Annotated in this window: 20 protein-coding genes; 10 read left to right on the top strand and 10 right to left on the bottom strand. The window is 49.6% G+C overall.

Going from position 1 to position 23,025, the window contains the following annotated elements; all coding sequences use genetic code 11:
* Window positions 1-195 precede the first annotated feature (195 nt).
* The 3 genes from EL645_RS11155 (at window position 196) to EL645_RS11145 (ending at window position 1,727) form a co-directional block, all read left to right on the top strand.
* Window positions 196-810: an SEC-C metal-binding domain-containing protein gene (locus EL645_RS11155; protein WP_136625192.1), complete on the top strand. Its 615-nt coding sequence runs from the start codon at window positions 196-198 to the stop codon at window positions 808-810.
* A gap of 318 nt (window positions 811-1,128) precedes the next feature.
* On the top strand, window positions 1,129-1,446 hold the full coding sequence (locus EL645_RS11150) for a hypothetical protein (RefSeq protein WP_161977298.1): 318 nt from the start codon (window positions 1,129-1,131) through the stop codon (window positions 1,444-1,446).
* Window positions 1,398-1,727, top strand: coding sequence for a hypothetical protein (locus EL645_RS11145; protein WP_126550088.1), 330 nt, complete (start codon window positions 1,398-1,400; stop codon window positions 1,725-1,727). The genes EL645_RS11150 and EL645_RS11145 overlap by 49 nt, the downstream gene beginning before the upstream one ends.
* Window positions 1,728-2,148: 421 nt before the next feature.
* On the opposite strand, the gene EL645_RS11140 is transcribed toward EL645_RS11145, so the two are convergent.
* The 3 genes from EL645_RS11140 to EL645_RS11130 form a co-directional block, all read right to left on the bottom strand.
* The gene (locus EL645_RS11140; RefSeq protein ID WP_126550087.1) at window positions 2,149-3,027 is read right to left on the bottom strand and encodes a tyrosine-type recombinase/integrase; all 879 of its coding nucleotides are present in this window, start codon (window positions 3,025-3,027) and stop codon (window positions 2,149-2,151) included.
* A 337-nt stretch (window positions 3,028-3,364) separates the two neighbouring features.
* On the bottom strand, window positions 3,365-4,498 hold the full coding sequence (locus EL645_RS11135) for a site-specific integrase (RefSeq protein ID WP_161977297.1): 1,134 nt from the start codon (window positions 4,496-4,498) through the stop codon (window positions 3,365-3,367).
* A gap of 87 nt (window positions 4,499-4,585) precedes the next feature.
* On the bottom strand, window positions 4,586-4,792 hold the full coding sequence (locus tag EL645_RS11130) for a helix-turn-helix domain-containing protein (RefSeq protein ID WP_126550085.1): 207 nt from the start codon (window positions 4,790-4,792) through the stop codon (window positions 4,586-4,588).
* Between the two features lie 1,018 nt (window positions 4,793-5,810).
* Here EL645_RS11130 and EL645_RS11125 point away from each other — a divergent pair.
* Complete coding sequence (locus EL645_RS11125) at window positions 5,811-6,626, top strand: site-specific integrase (RefSeq protein ID WP_126550084.1); 816 nt, start codon at window positions 5,811-5,813, stop codon at window positions 6,624-6,626.
* A 271-nt stretch (window positions 6,627-6,897) separates the two neighbouring features.
* Here EL645_RS11125 and EL645_RS11120 read toward each other — a convergent pair whose 3' ends face one another.
* From EL645_RS11120 to EL645_RS11105, 4 genes are all read right to left on the bottom strand, one after another.
* On the bottom strand, window positions 6,898-7,125 hold the full coding sequence (locus tag EL645_RS11120) for a hypothetical protein (RefSeq protein WP_126550083.1): 228 nt from the start codon (window positions 7,123-7,125) through the stop codon (window positions 6,898-6,900).
* Between the two features lie 132 nt (window positions 7,126-7,257).
* Window positions 7,258-8,028: a class I SAM-dependent methyltransferase gene (locus EL645_RS11115; protein ID WP_161977296.1), complete on the bottom strand. Its 771-nt coding sequence runs from the start codon at window positions 8,026-8,028 to the stop codon at window positions 7,258-7,260.
* 154 nt (window positions 8,029-8,182) lie between these two features.
* A complete protein-coding gene (locus EL645_RS11110) occupies window positions 8,183-9,760 on the bottom strand; it encodes an ISL3 family transposase (protein WP_126550081.1) in 1,578 nt (525 codons plus the stop codon).
* A 213-nt stretch (window positions 9,761-9,973) separates the two neighbouring features.
* Complete coding sequence (locus tag EL645_RS11105) at window positions 9,974-10,492, bottom strand: DinB family protein (protein ID WP_126550080.1); 519 nt, start codon at window positions 10,490-10,492, stop codon at window positions 9,974-9,976.
* Between the two features lie 311 nt (window positions 10,493-10,803).
* Between EL645_RS11105 and EL645_RS11100 the strand changes: the two genes are divergently transcribed.
* The gene (locus EL645_RS11100; protein ID WP_126550079.1) at window positions 10,804-11,271 is read left to right on the top strand and encodes a hypothetical protein; all 468 of its coding nucleotides are present in this window, start codon (window positions 10,804-10,806) and stop codon (window positions 11,269-11,271) included.
* A gap of 172 nt (window positions 11,272-11,443) precedes the next feature.
* Here the strand turns inward: EL645_RS11100 and EL645_RS11095 are convergent, their stop codons facing one another.
* Window positions 11,444-11,971: a YceI family protein gene (locus EL645_RS11095; RefSeq protein ID WP_126550078.1), complete on the bottom strand. Its 528-nt coding sequence runs from the start codon at window positions 11,969-11,971 to the stop codon at window positions 11,444-11,446.
* 525 nt (window positions 11,972-12,496) lie between these two features.
* A complete protein-coding gene (locus EL645_RS11085; RefSeq protein ID WP_218031815.1) occupies window positions 12,497-13,903 on the bottom strand; it encodes an MFS transporter in 1,407 nt (468 codons plus the stop codon).
* A 199-nt stretch (window positions 13,904-14,102) separates the two neighbouring features.
* Between EL645_RS11085 and EL645_RS11080 the strand changes: the two genes are divergently transcribed.
* On the top strand, window positions 14,103-14,297 hold the full coding sequence (locus EL645_RS11080; protein WP_126550076.1) for a hypothetical protein: 195 nt from the start codon (window positions 14,103-14,105) through the stop codon (window positions 14,295-14,297).
* 36 nt (window positions 14,298-14,333) lie between these two features.
* Here EL645_RS11080 and EL645_RS11075 read toward each other — a convergent pair whose 3' ends face one another.
* Window positions 14,334-15,674 (bottom strand): MFS transporter, encoded by a 1,341-nt coding sequence (locus EL645_RS11075; protein ID WP_246035343.1) that lies wholly within the window; start codon window positions 15,672-15,674, stop codon window positions 14,334-14,336.
* Window positions 15,675-15,958: 284 nt separating this feature from the next.
* On the opposite strand from EL645_RS11075, the gene EL645_RS11070 reads away from it, so the two are divergent.
* The 4 genes from EL645_RS11070 to EL645_RS11055 all read left to right on the top strand — a co-directional run bounded on the left by EL645_RS11070 (window position 15,959) and on the right by EL645_RS11055 (window position 23,004).
* On the top strand, window positions 15,959-18,217 hold the full coding sequence (locus EL645_RS11070) for a sensor histidine kinase (RefSeq protein WP_126550075.1): 2,259 nt from the start codon (window positions 15,959-15,961) through the stop codon (window positions 18,215-18,217).
* Window positions 18,218-18,242: 25 nt separating this feature from the next.
* Entirely contained in the window at window positions 18,243-18,935 is a 693-nt protein-coding gene (locus EL645_RS11065) for a response regulator transcription factor (protein WP_126550074.1), read from the top strand.
* A gap of 143 nt (window positions 18,936-19,078) precedes the next feature.
* Window positions 19,079-21,082 carry an acetoacetate--CoA ligase gene (locus tag EL645_RS11060; protein WP_126550073.1) on the top strand — a complete coding sequence of 668 codons (2,004 nt, stop codon included), beginning with the start codon at window positions 19,079-19,081 and terminating at the stop codon, window positions 21,080-21,082.
* A gap of 248 nt (window positions 21,083-21,330) precedes the next feature.
* Window positions 21,331-23,004, top strand: a complete 1,674-nt coding sequence (locus EL645_RS11055; RefSeq protein ID WP_126550072.1) for an extracellular catalytic domain type 1 short-chain-length polyhydroxyalkanoate depolymerase — start codon at window positions 21,331-21,333, stop codon at window positions 23,002-23,004.
* The last annotated feature ends 21 nt before the right edge of the window (window positions 23,005-23,025 follow it).

Raw genomic sequence — 23,025 nt, 5'->3', positions numbered from 1 at the left:
GAACATCGTTTGCGGCGAGCGTCTCCACCCACTCCGCGCTGTGCTACGTATTCCGTGCCTCGGCTGCTGTGAGTGCGCAGAATTTTAAGCAGAGCTCTCTTGCATCTGGCCGTTGTTGTGTTGAATATACTGGAAGAAAGCTGCAGCGCAAAAGATATTCAACATTTGTCGAAATGGAGCCAGGAGGAAGTGCTGATGGATGTGTTTGATGAGCTCGCAGGTCCTGATCTGAGTTCCCTCGACCCAGCTGGAGGGGTACTGGTTTTCACTGTATATTGGCGACCATCAGCTAAAGATCCCAATCCTGATCAACCTGGCGAGAAACTCTTTGCATTAAGCTACTTACCTACCGATGCCTCGGAGCCGTGTCACTGTGGTAGTGGAAAACGTTTTGCTGCCTGTTGCCAATCCTTGCCCTACTGGCGTCCTGCCTGTCCGAATCCAGATTTGCAGGGTTATAGCCTGATGCGTTCACAATCAGCCTGCTTCACGAGTATTCCTGAGGATGTGGTTTATCCTTTCTTACAGAATGATCAGCGGCTTTTTGCTGTGGTGGATGAGCCGCCGCACGCTATCTGGCTTTATTGGGGCGATCCAGCGTTCGATGCTCCCCTTGGAACACTTTGCTTTGGAGATTATGAACTGCACGAGGACCATTCTCTGACGGTTACCGCTTTAAGTGATACACGCATGAAGGTCTTGCTCGATCTGCTGAAACCACTCAATTTAGCGGCCCCACGGATTCAGCGCGATCCTTTTCCGCGTCCGGCAAAGTCGCGACGAGGAACAGCAGGGCGAAAACGCTGGTAGTGTTTATGACTGCGAACGATAAGTGTCTGATATCACTTCAACGTATTGATTCGAACTGACGTTCCTTGACATATATTGATATTCATTGCATCCTTGATTCAGATTTACTGTAAATTAATCATTAAGTTTTAATTACAGTTTGAATGGTAGAAGAATTGAGGACGGGCAATGCAAAAACCAATTCCATTTTATCTACGCAAAGCAGAGAACGCGTATAACTTTTTCGTAACCATGGAAGCTTCTAACACATCTTTTACCATAGAAGACATTGTCCAATCGACAGGGTATAAGGACTCTGTAGTTAGCCGCTATATCCGTATGAAATGGAGAAAGTGGTTTATCGAACCTGCTGGGAATGGTACCTATCGCTGTACCAGTGCTCTTCATAATCATAGCAAAACTTTCTTTATCAGACAGCTAAGTCAAGGGATCGATTTTCCTGAGCCGCCATCACGTTCTCATGCTGTCAACGTAGAACAGCCATTAACAGCCTTTGATACTACTGGTTATCTTATCATTATTGCAGTGCTCATTATCATTGCCGCTTTCTATAAGATCTCGTATCGTTGGCGGTATGAACTTAATCTGTGGTATTGGAAACAGTGGTGGTCTATGTGGTGGCCATTGGCCTTGTAGCAATGCAAAGAAATGCTGAGAAGCACTACGATATTTTAAGCGTTGTGAATGATGGTTATCATTACATGTCGCAAAAGCAGCCGCTCAACCTGGACCCGTTAGAGCACTACCGCTTACAAAATTGCCCTGCATTCCAGGAGTATTGCTGCCAACCAGGCGCGCTTGTAGCGGGCGAATACACTGAAAGAAATGGCCTGGTTGTGCATCGCCCTGATAGTGGTACTGAGTTACAGAAAAGACTTATCCATGATGATAACAACCTACGGCGCTCTTCAAAATGATCGTTGTGATTTTTTCAAGTTCTCTTTTTCGAATGATGTTTGATGATCCCTTTTATTAGTTGTATATAGCTTTTCTGGCTTAATTTATTATCTTGTACGAGCTGATATCCACTGACCACAAGAAAGAACGCAATAATTATGCCAGAAATCGCTAGAAATTTTTCTGTTGAAAAAAACAGGCAGAAAAAAAGTACTACTGCACAGATTATCAGGAACATGGCTAATCCCGAGCTCCAAAAGGCTACGCGTTTATGGGAAGTACCATCTTGTGGTGTATCGTTATTTGAGTTATCGTACTGTTGATGTGATGACATGTTACCCCCTTACATAATTCTGGACACGTTTTTGTTAACCTGTAGATATTAGCGGGTTTGATGTAGCAAGAACAACGAACGACTAAAAAGCCTTTTAACTAAGATCATCACTCAAAGTGGAAAGATTGGTTTGGTTGATTATTTTCAGGAAAATTTGCTTTTTGATCCACCTTTATATGAGTTGTCCAATAATGATGGCAATCTTCTAGAGATAATGAAGGTAAACCAATCTTTTTCCCCAAATCTCCTACGCGTTCATTGATAGAGCGTCCGCTCATTCCTTCTCTCATTTTTCCACTTTTATGAATGCTATGAAGCAATAATTCTGATGATGGAGAATATTCTAGATACTTCTCTAATGCATTAAGCGTATCTTTGGATAAATCAATGATATTTGCCTCCTTCTTGCGAGATTTGTATGTAGTGATTTTGCCATTCGCTAAATCTACATCTTCTCGGCGTAGATTTGCTAGTTCTGTACGCTTTAAGCCCTGATCTAAAAGGAGGCATATGATAAGTGAATCCCGGTGGCCCTGGACTGTGTCTGGTTGATTTTTGAGTCGATCAACGTCTTTATCTGTTAAATTGGCTGCTGTTTCTTTTTTTAACCCGATGCGTGTGATTTTACGGTGTCCTACGAAATTGCTACTGCCTTTCTGAAAACCCTTAATTTTCTCGATCTGCTTAAGAGTCTCCAAATCCAATATTTCTGCTTTACATGCTAATCGACAATATACCTTGACTGTTGCTAAATGGATAGTAATACTTTGAAGTGCATATCCTTTCTCTAATTGCCACTGTATATATTCTTGTAGAATTTTTGAAGAGATATTCTTCCAGGGATTCAGGCTTGATGCCATATTTTTAGCTTCAATGCCTTTTTCATGTAAGAAATTTTGAAAGAGTGAAATATCATGCTGCTGTCTTCTCAACGTTTCTTTTGTCCGCTCTTTTTGGTATTTTTCTAGTATGGAGTCCTCTGCCATATTCGTGTCTCTCCCAATCTTAATGACATCACTTTCTAGTTAATCGGCGGTTAAGAAGAGTATAATTCATACTGCTGTGAATGTCAAGTTAATCGGCGGTTAAGATTTTGGAAATTCAAATTTGGTTATAACAAGTGGAGGCTGCTGAGGATATTCATTTGGCGTGGCATCTTAGGCGTTCTGGGATAATAGAATGTCAGACTTAACCCTTGTCTAATTGAACATACCTAACGTAAATACTTAACACAAAAAGCTCTCCATAGTATTGGAGGACTTTTTGTGTTGATATATGTTCTCTATCGCACATAAAAAATTTTTGTATGATAGAGCTATCTCCTTAATTTGATCTGGCCAGAAGTGTATCCAGGCTGCCTATTGCTTCTTTTTGGAGTGATGGGAGCACATGTGAGTAGGTGTCCAGGGTGATGCTCACCTGGCTATGCCCGAGCAGTTCCTGTACTATTTTGACGTGGATACCTGATGCTAACAATAAGCTGGCGACGCTGTGGCGTAAGTCGTGGAAGCGAATGATGGGCAGCTCTGCTTTGACCAGGATCGGGCGGAATGATCGGCGAATCATGTTGCTCACGTCGATCGGCCCTCCAATTGCATTGCAAAAGATCCAGCCTTGCTCGCTCCATGCGGGACCTGCAACGAGTCTGGCTTTTTGCTGGCGTATGCGGTGCTGTTGTAAAGACTCAACAGCCATTTGTGTGAGGTGAATGTGCCTGCGGCTCCTGGCGGTCTTGGGTTCCGAAACAGTGAAGCCTTTGTTTACTAAGCGTGTGATGGTTCGTTTGACCTGTAACGTTCCGATGGCCAGGTCCACGTCTTCCCACTTGAGTGCTAATAACTCACCTTGTCGCATCCCAGTTGTGAGCGCCAGGACATAGAGCGTTTCCAGCGGATCACCTTTCGCCGCATCCAGAAACTGGCGAGCCTGCTCTCCTGAGAGAGCCTGCATTTCTTTGCGAGGAACGCGAGGAGCGGTGACGGCATCGCAGACATTGCGTATAACCAGTTGCCATTTGAGTGCATCGCCAAGGGCTTTGTGGAGAACACGATGAATATGTTTCACTGTCTGTGGTGCATATCCTTCCTCCAGTTTCTGGTTATAGAGCAGCTGTAGGTGTTGAGGCGTGAGCCTCTGGAGTTTGACCTTTCCCAGGGTTGGCAGAACATGCAACGTGACAATTTCTCGATAGCGTCCATAGGTGCGTTCTCGAACCGTATTTTTGACGGTATCACGTAGCCAGACGGTTAAGAAGTCGTTGAGTATCTGGTCTTCGTTGAAGAGAAACATACCTTGATCTTTTTGCTGATGTATTTGCCGTGCTGCTTTCATGGCCTCCTTTTGGGTTTTGCAATAGATAGACTTCCGTTTGCCATTGTCCAGGAAGATAGAGGCGACCCAGCGTCCATCTTTACGCTGGTAGATGCTGCCTTCTCCGTTTGCTCGTCGCTTTCCCATGGTTCTATCCATTCTTCTTCTGGTGGTATGTTGTTTTCCAGCAGGATGGCGAAGTCTATGCCTCACCATCCTGCTGGACGTCCTGTACTATGCATCACGCGATATATGTTCCTGCTCCATCAGCCAACGTTGTAATGAGGTTGGGTGGACGAACACACGGCGTCCAAGGTGAATAACTGGAAGACCCTGGTGAATAAGCGAATAGACATGTGCACGGCAAACTCCCAGGTATTCAGCCACCTGCGGAATAGTTAAGAGAGCTGGCGGTAACTGTGATTCGGTTGGCGTTTGCATAGAGCATCCTTTCATCGGTTGATTGAGATTCTGTGATGGTAGCGACATGGTGCTTCTTATCCGGGTACCTCTTGATACTGTAGTATTTCCATGCTGCGAGCGAAGGGGCAATGGCGATGGTAGATCACCGGGAGTGGAGACGTAGGTGACGGGATGTCTGCAGAAATGAGGCGATAAGTGTATGCTCAAAACGAAAGTACAGCGTTTTGCTGACCAGGTACATTCTTCTGCCGTACAGCAGCTATCCAGACGCAGAAATAGGGGTTCTGTACCGTTTTATCCGCTTGTACAATGGATTTGTACGAGTGAGTGCCGTACGATGGCTGTATAGCTGTGCATACCCCCTTATCATGAGTTGCTGTGGCACTGAAGTAGGGAGAGGCAGGACGACGTAGGGTGGCGTAGGTGGGTAAAAGATGCACATTATACCAATGTGTAGATTGCCTGCATGTTTTTCCTTCATCTTTTTTTATGCCTCATCTTTGAGCAGTAGCAGGAACACATAGCCTCCTCCTTGCCTACGGTGTTGCTCCCCCTGCGCTGCCTCTCCTGGTTCGCTATGCTTGCAGTGTGTGAAGATTGGTTACTCCCTTGCAATGGAGTTTCCACACAGAACCGAATTGTTGTGATTTTGTCACAACAATTTCTGAAGGATTTCTCGTCCTGTGGTATTCGTCAATTCGCTCCCACGTTTCATTGTCAATTGACGTGAATTGTTCGGTCGAGCTTGTCTTGCTACCCAAACTGAGAAGCTCCTATTGTTCCCGGAGCGCGTTCCTCGGATCACACAGTTTATAACTCTGCTTCTGGACTGCTGTGATCCTATCTCCAGGTTCCCAATTTATTGGGGATATAAACAGCTTGCGCTGATTTTCTAAGAGATGTTTCAAGGGCGCATCAGGAGGTGAAGAGAGCCCTCGCAGGAATCCTTACCGCGATTATTGTCACGTTAGTATTGTGTCTCCAGGTGATTACATCGATTTTGTTTATTAATGCGCGGACAAGGAGGGAATGCACTATGGGAAGATATCCTGGCCTCATTTACTTTGTGCTCAAACGGCTGGATAGCCTGATGGCGATCGGGAAAAGTCGTCATCAGGCCAAACAGAGGATCCGTGCGGAACTGGACGAGGTGAACTGGAATGGTTCGACTGGCATGATTTATTCACATACGACCCGCAAAGTCTATCAGCAGCATATTCTGGCTTTCGCAAATTGGGCTATGGCGAACTACCAGGTGAAGCGACCTGAGGAGCTGGATACCCATGCAGACGAATTAGTGAGCCGGTATCTCCAGGAAGGTATTGAACAGGAAAAGAGTCCGTATACGTTGCAAACGGTACGCTCGGCGTTGCGGCTGTACTTTGGCTGGAAGGTCGCAGAATCAGTGATCCTCCCGAAACGGAAACGGACAGACATCAAGCGATCACGTGTCTCCGTAAAGCAGGACGACCACTTTCAACCGCAACATTGGCCAGCGCATATCCTATTTGCCCAGGCGACAGGGCTACGCTTTGCAGAGATGCGCGATGTTCATGTAGATGAGATCATTGCACAGCCTGATGGGCGCGTAATAGTGCATGTCAGAAATGGAAAAGGTGGGAAAGCACGCAATGTGCCGGTGCTTGCAGGGTATGAACAGGACATCCTGGCGATAATAGAGGGAAGAGCCCCACATGAGCATGTCTTTGAGCACATGCCGAAAAATATGGATGTACAAAGCTATCGACGTGCCTCAGCACAGGCGAGATATAGGCAACATGCACCAGGAAGGACGTTACCTGATGGGCAAGGGAGTTTAAGCCTGGCGATTATGATGCGCAGGCGACGCTGACAGTATCACGTGCTCTCGGTCATAACCGGAAAAGTATTGTGACCAGGCATTATCTTCGCTGAGAAGAGTGCTGCCTGGAAAAAACGCATGCGAATAGGCAGATCGGTAGACTATCAGCGTCGTTTTTGCTCGCTTAGCAATGTCTATGGCGAATCATAAATCAGGCCTCTATTTGGATCTGAGGGATTCTATGTTCTCTCTCAATGCACGAAAGAGCGCATTTGTATGCTGTGTGTCTTATCGCTATCAATAGGGTGATGCTATCCAGGTTTTAATCGTCATAGATTGGTAGATCTACGTTTTCCAGGGTGTAGGTCTCTCCTGTCATTTCCGAAAAGGCGTCGAGAATGCGTTTGGCGTCTGTTCTCGGGATCGGCCGCTTTATCAGTGCGTGATACACAATTGCCTCTGTCGTCTGTGCTCTGCTGGCCATTTCAGGAAGGCTAAATTCATATTTCACCATGCGTAATGTCAGCAATGAGTATTTCGGCCCAGACATTGTGTTTCCCTCCAGCATGAACATGTTCTGCTTCTTTCTGCTCACTTGTATTGTCTGTGTTCAGCTTCCTCTGAGTGATCTTTCATCTACGCTGAATGCTCTCTGTACAATAGGTGAGCTTTCATCGTTCTGCTATTTTTGCCCGTAGGCAATATAGAATTCATGTGTCGTATGGTGGCTTTCCCATTCTTGCGGTAATGCAGAGAGGATGGTATCAAACTTGTTTGGATCAACGTCACCAACCAGACAAAAAAAGTTTTTGAGTCCCTGGAAGGCGGCATACATATCTTTGGCGTATAATGCTCCGCTTTTGCCGCCCCAGGAACCAACAGGGAGTTGAATTACTCGAGTTTTGACCTGTGCTAATTTAGCTCTGGTCAACAGCTCACCGAGATGTTTCACTGATGCCAGATCAATGCCTTTTTTGGTGCTCGCTGCCTGGCCCCACTGAAGAAAGGTGTAGGTGTGTACGCCGACATGGTGATAGCAATTTCCGGCTTCTGCCAGTTCGATATAGCCACCTGGCCGAGTGACACGGATGAGTTCCTGCAAAACGGCAGACCAGAGTGCGGTTGGGATGGAGCTGATGAGGAGTCGTTGATGCACAAAATCAAAGATGTTATCAGGAAATGGCAGTGGCTCCAGGATATTTCCTCGCACAAACGAATAATTACCCGGCGCAAGAAAGCTGGTTCCCCGTGGTTGTTCAAGATCAAGACCACACACCTGCGCATGCGGAAATTGGCGTGCGAGCTCATATGCCCATTGTGCTGTCCCTGTTCCAACATCGAGAATCCTCTCCACTGTGTGATCGATGGGAGCATAATAGTTTCCTCCCAGCAATTTGTGGAGTGCATAGTGTTGAAAATTGAGACGTTTTTCCTCAAGTTCATCCTTGGGCAATGCATAGGGAACATCGACGCGGTGACGGCGGCCTCTGATAAATGAGACCGGGCATGGGAGGATATGATGAGGGTTGGATCGTGGTTTCTGACTCTGTTTGGTCCAGAACGGAGTCTGTCAAGTACTTTGGCTCTTCCGCACTTTCCGTGCTAGTTTATGCTGACTTCAAAACACGTTGGCGCAATAATGGGAAGCCCCCTCGACCATACATGGAACGCTTGATATACTTCAGCTTATTGATCTTTCCCTCCACTGGCCCATTGCTGTAGGGGAGCGTTAACGCCGCTCGAAGTGCTGAAACTTCTTTGTTCAATCCTTGAGCAAAGGTTGCCAGTTCGCTGATTCCGCTCATCTGACACGCTTCTAGCCAGGTATCCAGCGGCCTCGCATTTCGTTCTTTGACCATCGCCACAAACTGCTGGGTGAATCTGTAGACCATATCGGCATGCTCCTCTTGACGGATGTGAGCAAGTGCCTGCAGCTCTTGTTTTTCTAAGCGTTTAACGTCACGGAGAAACACCCAAGCCAGATGACGTGGTGCCATATCTTTTACCGGTGCTCTCGCCGGAGTATGGATTGGGTCAAGAGGCTGAGCACCAGCGTCTTTTTGAAGTTGAACCCATCGGTATACCATCATGTGACTGCCAGTAAACCCACGTTCTTGCAATTCCTGCCATAACTGCCTGCTCTGATGACATCCTTCTTGCCAACGCTTAGACAGATAGGGTCGAAACGCATCAATAGCACTCTTCGTACGAGGAACTCTTTGAAATTCAGGGAAATCAGGCGCTTGCACAAATTTCCGTACGGTTTGGCGACTGATGTTGAGTTGGCGAGCAATACCCAGAATACTTCCCCCTTGTTTGTGTAGGTCAATGACCTGATGATAGAGGGCCAAGCGGCGACGCCGTGATCCTTCAGAACGCTCTTGTTCACCTTTGGTCCGTTTTTGGCGGGGAAATACCTCTTGATGGGTATTCGGATGAGCATGCTGTTGTTTCTGAATCCGGTTGAGAAACCGCTCAACGGCTTCCCGAAGGTTTTTTACGACATGCCAACGATCAAGGACTTGTTGGGCCTGTGGAGCTCCTTCCGTGGCACCACGTAGATATTCCGTCGAACGATCTCGACTGATGATTTCGATGCCAGGATGCAGTCTAAGCCATGCTGCAAGGGTTTCTGAGCTGCGATCCTCTAGCAGATCAATTGGGTGGTGTGTCTCTAAATCAACGAGAATGGTTCCATAGGTCCGCTCACGTCGAAACGCAAAATCATCGACGCCTACATACCTTGGAGTCAGAGGAGATGTCGATCGAGCTTTTTTGGCTCGCCGTAGGAGAGCATCTGCACTCACTGGCATGGATAATTGCTCGGCCAAGCGCGAACCAGCCTGTCCACTGAGGACGACGGCAATACTCTCCAGGATGGCGCCTAAACGAGCCGTTTGTCTAGCAGAGAGGGGCAATTCCGGCAAGCGTTCGGCAAAGGTTTGCCGAGCACACTGCCGATTCTGGCAACGAAAACGCCGCACAGATAAGATCAACTGGACTGTTTGACCACTCACCGGGAGATCGTGGGGAGAACGAGTGTAATAACTATGCACACGATGCGAGATGTGCTGGCAGGTTGGGCAAACGGCCGTTGTACTGGTGGTATGGGCTGTAATAGTCAGAGAGGTCCCTTCATGGGCGATCTGCTGAATTTCAAATCCTGATAACGAGAAAGGAAGCATAGGAAAAAGAAGCACCTTACTTTTGATAATTCACGAGCGAGAAATTTTCTCTTCTCATGATTCTACGAACTAAGGTTGCAAAACTAGCACGGAAAGTGCGGAAGAGCCAAAATATTTTACACCCTCGCCTGAGATGTTTGGATTTAACAGTATATTTCAAGTTAATTGTATACCGGAGCGACACCTGGCTGTATGCTGCTTGAACAGGATCAGTTATGCGTTGCCATAGATCCCCGGCAGACCATGCTTGCCGAGGGTTAAGGAAAGCTCGCCTCCGTGGTGGATCTCGTGCTCAAGAACATGCCAGACGATCCATTGCAGTGTGGATGGAGAGAAGTATTTACGTTCTTCTTCTCTCAAGGCGGCTGGAAGTTGGAAGACCTGTCCGAGATCGGCGGCCGTCCAGCGGGTAAGGGACTCGGAGACCATGCTCCAGGTAGACTCAAGCCCGGCAACCAGTTCAGTGGCCTCAAGTGCGGGCGATTCCACTTCATCCGCAGGGTCCCAGTGTGCGATGGGAGCAAGCTCGGGACTTCCCTCGCCCATCCACACCTGGAACCACCAGACCCGGTTAGCAATTATATGTTGGGCCACCATCCCAATCGTCCAGCCAGATGAGACGGGTAAGGCCAGCTGTTCTGGCGAAAGCGGCGCGATGATTTCGATCAGATTTTGCTGGTAGGCTCCCCAGCCTTTATAGAATGTGATAAGTGGAAGTGTTGGCTCCGTCATAGGTGTCTGCTCCTTGCTTCTAATAATGTTCCCATCCGTGGGACATGATCATCATAGCATGCAGGAGGTTCCAAAACTTCTTCTAGCTTGCTCTTTCTCTGCGCTTTGGGTGATGCCTTGTGTTGTTTATACCAAAATTCCGGACCAATTACTCTATGAAGCAAAGCCAGGAGCTATTGGTAAGCAAGTCGCTTCACCGAGTTGGTGAATTTTACATTGCATTTGTAATTTTATTATATTATTATTTGCCTGCTTGTGGCCATCAAGCATATATGTCTTAACCTTTAGTAGCGTAGAAGAGAGGGGCTGAGATGAATGAGGAGGATAATTGGCTGCATGGCGAGCAGGTGGAGTGTCCTGCATGCCATCAGTTACTATACCGTGTTGCTCATGCGCCTTTCTATGATGAGCACTTCTTATACTGTGAGCGCTGTCCGATCCATGTTGAAGTGAGCTATTATGATTCGGTCTACAAACAGTTGTATAAGCAAGTCCGGCAAGAGCATGCTCTCAGCCAGACTGGTGGTGTTAAAGCTCTTATGCGAACTATCGAGGAGCACTTGAAGCCATGTAGCTGTGGTGGATCGTTTCGCCATGATGCGCCTCGCCGCTGCTTTACCTGCCATACAGCTGTCGTTGTTGATGATGCTTCCGACGTGGATCTCTGGCGTTGGAGCGCGGCTTTTCTAGCGGATGACTCTAAGGTAGCCGATGATGTACTGGAAGATGAAGAGCGTTGGCACTCACAGTTTATTGCTGGTGAGGATAAATGGAAGTAAAAATCTCACTATGCTATAGGGAATAGAAGTTGTTGCGCATCGCAGCAGTGCGAGCGAGCAGTCTCGCCGTTGAGGGGAAGGGCACGTGTCCTGGCATCGTAGATGCAGCTATATGCTTGTTCTATTTGTGTACTCAGATAGTTGCCCATGCGGCAGAGGCGTCTCGAAATCTCTAACCCGTCCAGATCGCTTCCAGGAAGATGTCTATATGGATTTCGTTACCCGCTAAAGCTATGCCTGCTTTATTTGTCTCTCCATATGTCATTCCAAAATTGCGGCGATCGATGATCGTATTTGCGCGTAGCCCAATGCGCCAGGCATTCGTTAAATGATCCTGGTTGATGCCCGTGTAAAGGGTACGCAATTGCACAGGCCGCGTCACCCCGTGCATGGATAGATCACCTCCTACGATGAAGCGATTCGTGTCTATGTGTTTTATCGCGGTACTGTTAAACGTAATAGTTGGATATTTGGTGGCTTCAAAGAAGTCGGCTGTACGCAAGTGCACGTCGCGTTGAGGTGCATTGGTGTGGATACTATTGGCTATGATCTGTGCCCGTACTGAGGAGCGCTCGGGATATTGTGGGTCAGTCTCGATTGTACCGTATACTTCTGTGAATTTTCCTTTGACCGTCGAGATCATTAGATGCTGAACTGAAAATTCAACCAGGCTATGAAAACGATCGATTTCCCATGCCATAATAGAATCACCTTCTATTCTCTATATTAAATGTGGCTGCTTACCAACATTAATCGATTATAACAAACTTCAGCTCAGCATAGCAATAATTAAGTATCACAATGCTGATAACCGTTAGTGCATGGATAATGGTTGATAGGTAGTAGCGATGAATGTTTTAAGCAAGTCCAAATGTATGATGATCAAATGTGGCAGTGATATACCTTCTTATCGGGTTGATCAGGGCTTTTTACAGTTCGTCCAGAAATCGCGGGGAGATCACGAGCCAGCGATACGATGTCCATTCTTTCCTGTGTGGAGTGTGTTGTGGTGGGCGGCCGCAGCCGCCCACCACAACACACTCCCAACCCGGCGCCGCAGGCGCCAAAGAGGAAAATTAAAAGCCCTGCGGGTCGATTATGGCGATAGTATATATTTTTGTTCTGCGGGAAGCTGGCGGTAAAAGAAGAAAAGCATAGCGAACAGACCCTGCTCGGCTAGAGTAGGGTCTGTATTGTGTTGTGTATGGAGAAACTGGCGTTGAGCTTAGTCTTCGCCAGCCAGGACGAGTACGTGGTTAACTTTATCGTCTTCGACACTGGAGATATCGGCGTGCGTCAGTTCTTTGAGACCAAGCACTGAGGCGAACGAGATAGCTGCCAGGATAATAATGTAGATCGAGACAGCTTGCCAGGAACCAGCACCGATATTGACGATGACGTCACTGCGTCCAAGGGCTGACAGGTTGGTTTTACCGTTAAGAAGTAGCAATGCGATGATTGGTGCCAGTCCTCCCGCCAGGGGCGCTGCCAGCTGATAACCGAGCGAAGCACCACTATAGCGTGAGCGAGTGCTGAAACGTTCGGCGATCATGGCCGCCTGTGGTCCATAGACCCAGGAGTGGAAGAAGGCCAGTGAGAGGACGACACCCAGTACAAAGAGTACGGTTGAGCCGCTATTCATTAATAAGAAGTATGGGAATGCGAAGGCGACCATGAGTACGCAGCCGATTAGATACCAGAGGCGGCGACCAACGCGGTCAGAGAGGGCGCCAAAGATGGGAATTGTACACATCTCCAGGACGGCGGCGGCAACAATACTATTCAGGATCATTGTTTTGTTGAGGAGCAGTTTGTCTACTCCATATGTCACTACAAAAGTAGCGAAGAGGTAGAAGGGTGCCTGTTCAACAAAACGTGAGCCTGCGCTGAGCAGGATTTCAGGTGTGCTATGGCGGAAAGCGTGCAGTAATGGTGCCGAAGCTTCACGGTTCTGCTCTTTGACTTTAGCGAAGAGCGGGGTTTCCATTACACGCAGGCGGATATAGAGCCCGATGACAATGAGCAGGGCACTGATAAAGAAAGGAATACGCCATCCCCAGGATAGGAAGCTGGCAGTTCCCATGGAGGCCTGGACGATATCAACCACAATCGTTGAGAGGGCGAGGCCCAGTGGAGCGCCGAGCTGCGGCCAGCTAGCCCAGTAACCACGATTGCTTTTATGTCCATATTCCATTGCCAGCAGGACTGAGCCGCCCCATTCGCCTCCAACACCCAGTCCCTGACAGAGGCGCATCAGTGTGACCAGCAGGGCTGCGAACAAACCCAGGGTGGCATAACCGGGCAAGATGCCGATGATGAAGGTTGAGATACCCATCAATAGTAATGTGGCCACGAGCGTGGATTTACGCCCGATCTTGTCTCCCAGGTGTCCGAAAATCGCGCCTCCGAAGGGACGAGCGATAAATCCAACCAGGAACGTGAATAATGAGAGCAAGGTACCTACCATTTGATTGGATTCTGGGAAAAAGAGCTTGGGGAATACCAGTGTTGCCATTGTGCCATAGAGGAAAAAGTCATACCACTCGATGGCGGTTCCTACCGTACTTGAGATGATTACTGTGCGCATTTGTTGAGGAGTTGGTTCGTCTACAGATGAAATATTAGTGCCCATTACAATCCTCCTTTGGAATCCATCAGGTTGAGAAAAAAGTTGTTTTCCTGAAATTAAAGGGTGTATCAGCGTTGATGCACTTTATGTATTTTTTTCCTCCTTTGTTTTTTTATTTGATGCCGCCCATGGGCGTCATTGGGGGATAGGGGGATGCTGGGGGCACAGCCCCCAGGCCCCCAGTCAAGGGGCGACCAGCCCCTTGCATCCCCACAGGATAATGCCCTGGTCGCCCCTTGCATCCCCACAGGATAATGCCCTGGTCGGGGGGATGATCATCCCTCTGCATCCCCACAGGACGGCGCCCGATCAAGGGGATGATCCTCTTACGTTCCCACGGGAGAATGCCCTGGTCGAGGGGCTGGTTGCTTTTGCATCCCCACAGGATGATGCCTGATCAAGGGGATGATCATCCCTTTGCATCCCCACGTTTCTAGGCGGGTTCTTCAACCGCGTTCTGGCCGGTGTAGTCTTTTAGTCTGCTGGCTGCTAGTAGTGATATCAGGGCCATGACGATTAAATAGATGGCGAGTAGCACCCAGACCGGATAGGTTGCGCTATGCGGTTGGGTACGACTGAGTAGATAGGCTGCTACGATAGGTGCTGGCCCACCGGCGATAATCGAGGCTAGCTGGTAGCCAAGGGTCGCACCGGTATAGCGAAATTGGGTCGGAAAGCGTTCCGCGATCAAGGCCGCCTGAGGTCCATAGAGACAGGCATGGCAGCCGCCCAGCGAGAGCGCAATGGCTAGAATGATCAATATTGAATTGCCTGTATTGAATAGTAAAAAGTATGGAAAGGCCCAGGCACACATCAGTAATGCGCCATAGATGGTTAATTGCCGCCTTCCAATGCGATCCGAGAGCATGCCATAGATGGGAATGGTGATGCAGGCCAGCAGCGCAGCCAGGATCAGGCCGCGGTAGAGCAAGGATGCATCCCAGTGCAGTACTTCTACGCCATATGAGAGCATAAAGGTTGTGAAAATATAGAATGGTGCCTGCTCGCCTGAGCGTACTAGCGCTGAAAGAAGGATCTCACGCCAGTAGCGACGCCAGGCCTGACGCACGATACTGTTTGTCTGTTGCCGCTTCTGAATACTTAAAAAGGCCGGCGTTTCAGGGATACGCAGCCGAATATACAGGCCCACCAGTAGCAGCATAGTACTTAAGAGAAATGGCATCCGCCAGCCTATGCTCTGGAAGGCTTCGCCGGGATAGAGATTTTTAAAGAGTAGCAGCGAAGTCACGGATAGCGCCAGGCCTACCAGTGCGCCCGCTTGCGGCCAGCTGGTTAGAAAGCCACGCCGACCAGGATTGCCGAATTCCATCGTTAGCAGAATTGAGCCGCCCCATTCGCCGCCTACGCCAACACCCTGTAAAAAGCGCAGTAGTGCCAGCAGCAGCGGAGCCGCTATCCCAAGCGTTGCGTAGCCTGGAAGCACTCCTATCAACATTGTGGCAATGCCAATCAATAATAACGTCGTGGCCAGTGTTGGTTTGCGACCAACGCGGTCACCGAAACGGCCAAAGAAGACACTGCCCAGTGGTCGAGCGACAAAGCCAACGAAATTGGTTGTGAATGAAGCGATTACACCTGCATAAGGATTTAGACCTGGAAAGAAGACGGCTGGAAATACCGTGACGGCTAGAAAACCATAATAAAAAAAGTCTAACCACTCAATAGCGGAGCCGATGGTACTGGCGACAATAATTGGGAACATCGATTCATGGGTAGCTGTATCCTCAATGGTATCGAAACGCAGGGTTGTCATTAGACCTCCTAACCTCTGGCGACTTTGCATACTTCAGTCAGGATAACAGCTGTGAATATGACATGGAAGACTGTGGATTAATACAGGTATCCATGTTCCCGTAAATATTCACCGGATTGAAGGTAAGTATACGGATTGGGAGTAAAAAAGCCGTAAACAGAATATGTTTTGTTGTAAACAAAAATATAAACATTTTGGTGGGGACTGCGCAAAGAGTTGAATTGCTCGTCATATTAGCGCATACTATAACCACTGGAGCACGGTTTATTGAGCGAGGCCCAACTATGCTGAAAATACTGGAACGCAAAATAACATTGCAACTGCTGGTCTTCTATGGCTTGTTTGTTATTCCACTGGTGCTCGGTGGCGCTGAACTGTATTTTTTTCAACGTGATGCGCTACAGCAAAGCGCGCAGCAGGCGGACTTAAGCCTGGCCCAGGCGCTATCTCAGGATGTGGAGACCTATGTGCAGGGGACGGTGAAAGAGGCGCAGGAACTGGCTCAGGGTCCAGCCGCCACCCGGTTGAATCGTCAGCAGCTCAACACGCAATTCAGCATTTCTAAACGCATTCATCCGGAGCTCGGCCAATATCTTGTTTATGATGCGACAGGAAAACTGCTGCTTACCTATCCGCAACCACCCCCGAATGTAAAATCGAACTTCAACGCGGTGCCATATGTACAGGAATTGCGGCATGTGGACAAAGCTTTTCTATTGATAGGCCAGAATGATCCGGCAACCCATAGCTATACCGTCTTGATTGCAACCCCCATTATCCATGGCCAGCAGCAGGTTGGCATGATTGTTCTGACCTTATTGCAGCAACAATTGAATCCGCACCTGCTGGCGGTGCAGCAGCAGTTTAAAAACAATGGTGAGATGCGCATCTGGATCATGGATGGCCAGGGTAACTCCATTATCAATACGCCACCTTCTCGCTTGTCTTTGCTCCAGCGTATCCCTGGCTTAAGCAATGCCCTGTATGGTAAGGCGGGCAATATCGTGGCCAGGGATGAGCAGCACGATTGGCTATATAGCTATGTGCCGATCCATGAAACCGATTGGGTAGTAGCGGTTGGCCGACCAGTCGATGATACCTTTGCCACCGTCATTAGTTTTCAGCACAGCCTGATTATCGCCTTGATCATGCTGCTGGTGGGGGCCAGTGTTTTCTGGTTTGTTATGCATGGCTGGGTAGTGGCTCCCATCTCACGCCTGGCCCAGGCCGTTACCATGATCAAGCCAGATCAATCCAGGAAAGTGACCAATCACCGGCTGCTGGTGCGAGAAAAGAGTCGGCAGGATGAGATTGGGCGACTGGTGAATGCTTTTTCCGACATGGAGGAAGAGATTCATACGCTCTTCCGTAAAAGTGATGAGCAGAGTTATACGCGCCTGCAGACCCTGGATGCCTTGCTGGGCAGTATGGATGAGGGGGTGTTGCTGGAAGATCCAGCGGGTGAGATCGTCTATGCCAATCATCGTTTTACACAGTTTATTGGTATGTCAGCTCCAACCATCGCGCAGGATACTTTTGAGCGCAAACATTTGACCGAGCGTATGGAGTCCCTGGCAGAAAAGCCAGAGCAGTATCTGGAGGCATTGCATCATGCTGAAAGCGGTGCTGGACCACAGGTGATCGAGTTCCAGGTCCATGGTTACTACAACCAGCTTGGGCAACTTGTACCTTCCCGACGCCACATACGCATGCGGCTGTTTCAGGTGCGCGATATGTCCGGTCGCGTAATCGGGCGCGGAAAGATCATGAGTGATGTGACCCGGCAGAACGAAGCCGAGCAGGTCAAGCAGAATCTACTGGCCATCGTCTCCCATGAATTGCGCACGCCGTTAACAACTATCAAGGGCTACGCGACCAGCCTGCTAGAGACCGATGTTGAAGTCGATGATACCATGCAGCGAGATTTCCTCTGCCGCATAGTTGAAGAGGGTGATCGCATGGCTGAACTGGTCACCAGCCTGCTGGAGATGTCGCAACTGGAGGCTGGGACGCTCAAACTGGCTCCCAGGTTGTGCCGCCTGGATATCTTACTGACCAGGGTGCTGGAGAATGCAGCGAATAAACATTTGCAGATACGGCTCTCTTTGCCCGCGGAGCTGCCTGTTGTGTATATCGACCAGCGTCGCATCGAGATGGTTTTGCGTAATCTGTTGGAGAATGCGCAGCGCTATGCGGGCGAGCAGGCTGAGATAGCCATCAACGTGCGCTACACGCAAGAGCCAGAGGAGAGCGGCATCTGTTTAAGCCTGGAAGATAATGGCCCCGGCTTGCCTGCTGGCCTGACCGAGCGCATCTTCGAGAGTTTTTACCAGGTCGATGGAGGTCGCAAGCGCAGTAGTACTGGCGTTGGATTGGGACTGGCGATCTGCCGTGGTTTCGTCGAGGCCCATGGTGGACATATCTGGGCCGAGAATCGCAGCGATGGCACAACTGGCGCGATCTTCCATATCTGGTTGCCAGCGCGTTTGATCCATATTTCCAACTCACCGTCACATCCCTTTAAACTGGAAGAGGCCTTCTAGTACAGTAAAGAAAGAGTGCCAATGTATGCCACAGGAAAAACATATTCTCGTCGTAGATGACGAGCCAGGGATCCAGGATTTCGTCCAGCGCAACCTGGAGTTAAGGACCTTTAAGGTCTCGCTGGCCAATAACGGGCTGGAAGCCCTGGACCTGTTTGAGAAGTCCAATTTTGCGCTGGTAATCCTGGATATCATGATGCCGCGTATGGATGGTCTGGAAGTGTGCCGCCGTATCCGGCAAAGCAGTACCGTGCCGATTATTATCCTGACCGCCCTGGGCGAAGATACGGACAAAATCGCGGCCCTGGAACAGGGGGCCGATGATTATCTGACCAAGCCCTTCAGTATCGGGGAGTTGATGGCCCGCATTAAGGCGGTCTTACGCCGCAATCACTGGGCCGACCATCCCATCTCTGTCGGCGTACGGCGTTTCGGCAACCTGGAGATCGACTTTGAGCAGCGGCGGGCCTGGAAAGATAATACCCTGGTCAAATTATCTCCCACGGAGTTTGAGTTGCTGCAAGAGCTTGCCCTGCATCCAGGTAAGATTTTCACCCATGAAGCCCTGCTCAGACGGGTCTGGGGCAGCGAGTATCGCAGTGAAGCCGAATACCTGCGTGTCTACATCGGTCGCCTGCGCCGCAAACTAGAGAATAATCCTTCTCAACCTGCTCACATTTTAACCGAGCCCGGTATCGGCTATTACATGGTCGGCTAAAAATTTTCAGCGCGCCACAGCACTCTTAATCTGCTCTGGCTTGACAATGGCTTTTTGACATGATATATGACTCATGTATCATGTTTATGACGGGCAAGCAGTAATGTGCCTCTTTTTCATAACCCGGAAGGAGACCTGATCGCATGGAATATATTTCCGAGGAGAATGGATTACTCTGGAAGCCGTCGGATGAGATAAAGCAGCGGGCTAATCTTACCAGCTATATGTCCTGGCTGCAGCAAGAAAAAGGCTTGCAGTTGGAGACGCAGGCGCAGTTGTGGGATTGGTCGGTAAATAGGCTGGAAGATTTCTGGGCCTCTATCTGGCAATATATGCAGATACAGGCATCGCAGCCCTATACGCAGGTACTTGCGCAGCCTCAGATGCCAGGGGCCGCATGGTTTGCCGGGGCCCGATTAAACTACGTGGAACAGGTATTTCGGCACGCCACTGCGGAACGACCGGCCCTGCTTATCCGTTCCGAAACGGCTCCTTTGCGCGAGGTCTCCTGGCAGGAATTACAGCACAAGGTGGGTGCGATCGCCAATGGCCTGACGGCCATGGGTGTTGGGGTGGGAGACCGTGTAGTCGCCTATGTGCCAAACAGTGAAGAGGCGATAATTGCCTTTCTGGCCTGCGCCAGCCTCGGAGCCATCTGGTCCAGTTGCGCCCCTGACTTCGGTACCAGGAGCGTGGTTGATCGCTTCAAGCAGATTGAGCCATGTGTACTCTTTGCTACCGATGGCTATCGCTACAATGGGAAAATGCTGGATCGGCGCTCGATAGTGGCAGAACTGCGCCAGGCCTTACCCACGTTGCGCAAAACGATCCTGATCCCCTCAGTCTATGAGGCCCCTGACTCAGCCGATGCTGCAGATATTTTATTATGGGATGAACTGCTCGCCTATGATGATACTTTGACCTGCGCTCAGGTACCGTTTAACCATCCGCTCTGGGTACTCTATTCTTCGGGTACGACGGGACTGCCAAAGGCGATTGTGCAGAGCCAGGGCGGCATCATGCTAGAGCATGTAAAGTTTCTGCATTTACAGATGGATCTGAAGCCGGAAGACCGTTTTTTCTGGTTTACCACCACTGGCTGGATGATGTGGAATTTACTGGTTGGGGGCCTGCTGGTTGGTAGCACTATCTTACTCTATGATGGGAGCCCAGGCTATCCCCAGCTCGGTACCTTATGGGATCTCGTGCAAGAGGCTGGCATTACCGTTTTTGGGACCAGTGCCGGTTATCTGACCGCCTGCATGAAAGCTGAAATTACACCGGTCCAAACTCACCAGCTAACGCGGCTACGCGCTTTGGGATCGACCGGCTCACCACTGCCCCCGGAAGGTTTTCGCTGGGTCTATCAGGCGGTCAAGCAGGATCTCTGGCTGGCCTCGATCAGCGGTGGAACCGATGTCTGCTCGGCCTTTGTCGGCGGCTCTATCCTGCTTCCCGTATATGAGGGTGAAATCCAGACCAGGGTCCTGGGCGCAAAGGTAGAAGCGTTTGATGAACTGGGCCGCTCAGTGATCAATGAGGTGGGAGAACTGGTCTTGACTGAACCACTCCCTTCAATGCCCATTTATTTCTGGAATGATCCCCAGGGAAAACGCCTCAACGACAGCTATTTTGCCTCGTACCCCGGCATATGGCGCCATGGCGACTGGATACAGTTGACCAGTCGGGGCAGTGTGATCATCTCTGGCCGCTCTGACTCAACCATTAATCGCAAAGGCATCAGGATGGGAAGTAGCGAGATCTATCGGGTCGTTGAGGATCTGCCTGAGGTGGTTGATAGCCTGGTGATTGGAGTCGAGCTGTCCGGTGGGGCATATTATATGCCATTATTTGTTGTGCTGAAAGATTCACAGCCGCTCAGCGAGGAACTGATCACAAAGATTAAGACCAGACTTCGAAATACTATCTCTCCCCATTATGTTCCAGATGCCGTGATTGCCATTCACGAGGTCCCGCGTACCCTGAGTGGAAAGAAACTGGAAGTTCCAGTTAAGAAGCTCTTTTTGGGCTTGCCCCTGGATAAAATTGTCAGCCTGGATACACTGAGCAATCCTCATGCCTTTGATGATTTTATACGTATCGCCGCGCAATTCAGAGATACCACCGAGGCAACCGTGGGCAGTTGATTAATATCAACTGTCTGGCGGTGACCTCTTGACAATTTGTCTATTGATCTGATATATGAATCATGTGTCATGTTCATGTAGTGCTTCAACTGTATATCTTATTTGTTTAGCCCGGCCCGGTAGATATTTTTGACAATCTAATTTTTTAGCCTGACTCTTTATTTGCTCATTGTTGAGCAGTGTTTGCATCTATTCGCCATTCCTGTGCGGATAGTTACCTCACAACATAGTCGTGAGAGGGGGCTTTCATGTCAAAATTGGCTCGCAGCCTTGCTGCCCTGGCACTGGTCCTGGTCACATTCCTTATGTTTACCGTTCCGTTTATCCAACGTGCACATGCCAGCAGTGGCACCTTCACACAGTACACCTATAATGGTTCCGCTGGCAGTCGTCCCTATTATGTCTATACTCCCGCTAACTACCAGGTTGGTACGGCCGTTCCGATGATCGTCATGTTGCACGGATGTACACAAAACCCGACAGACTTCGCCAATGGCACCCAGATGAATGCCCTGGCGGACCAGAAGCAGTTTATTGTGGTCTATCCTCAGCAGACGAGCACCTACAATTCTTCCTCGTGCTGGAACTGGTTTCAGACCGCTGACCAGGTGCGTGGAAGCGGCGAGCCAGCCATCATTGCTGGTATTGCCCAGACCGTAGAGCAGACGACCTCGCAGTGGACGATTGATAGCAATCGTGTCTATGTCGCGGGCATGTCTGCCGGGGCGGCTATGACGGCGATCATGGGTGCCACCTATCCTGATATCTTTGCCGCCATCGGGGTGCATTCAGGGCTGGAATATCAGGCGGCCACCTCGCTGACATCAGCCACCACGGCTCAATCGCAGGGCGGCCCCAGTCCAACGCAACAGGGGCAGGCGGCTTATAATGCCATGGGCAGCGCGGCCCGTGTCGTTCCAACGATTGATTTCCAGGGGCAGAGCGATTATACCGTCTACCCGGTCAATGGCGACCAGGTTATCGAGCAGTGGATGCAGACCGATCACCTGGCTTCAAATGGCAGCTATAATGCCAGCTTTAGTAGTCCCTCGACCAACACTAACGGTCAGGTTTCCGGTGGCTACTCTTATACCACCCAGACCTGGAATGACAATAGTGGCAACGAGATCGAGGAATACTGGAAAATCAGTAGTATGGGCCATGCCTGGTCTGGTGGGAGCAGCAGCGGCTCCTATACCGATTCCAAAGGGCCGAGTGCGACCAATGCGATGTATACATTTTTCATGAACCATCCGAAGAATGGCCAGAGCCCAACGCCGACGCCAACACCGGGAACTACCCCAACCGCGACACCAACACCGGGATCGACGCCGACCGTGACACCCACACCGAGCGTTACACCGACACCGCAGCCTACCCATACCGTTACCCTGCCCTCGATTGCTGCCGAAGATGGTTATATCTATCCCAATGATGGCATCCCGATGGGTGCGCTGGCCTATCTGCAGGCTGGCTCAACCTCGCTCAACCAGGCTGAAGTAAGCATTGTCTCTTTTGATACCAGTCAGATACCGGCTGGATCGACCGTTGTCAGTGCCACCCTGACCCTTTATCGCTATGATCCCTATTTCTATCAAGGGGATCTTGGTTCAATCAGCGCGGATATCTCGCCCATTGGCGGTTTCAATGGCAATAATGCCCTTGAGCAGGCTGACTACAATGCCAATGCTGGTCAAACCAATGTTGGCAACTTCAATGTTGTTCCTACCCAGACCAACCAGGCGACCAGCGATATCATCGCTTCTAGCGCCTTCAAGTATATCAATTTTAGCGGCCATACCCAGTTCCGCATCCATTTCTCGAAGGCCACCAACAATACCTATCAGATGGATGTGATGGATTTCTATAGCGGAGATTCAGGCGGTTCCTATGTGCCAGTCTTGAAAGTCCAATATCAATAGTTATCCCTGGTGCTTAAAAAA

It is taken from the genome of Dictyobacter kobayashii, from assembly GCF_003967555.1.
Taxonomy (GTDB): Bacteria; Chloroflexota; Ktedonobacteria; order Ktedonobacterales; family Ktedonobacteraceae; genus Dictyobacter; species Dictyobacter kobayashii.
The sequence above is the reverse complement of the archived record's forward strand: the minus strand, read 5'-3'. Positions and strand labels throughout refer to the sequence as shown.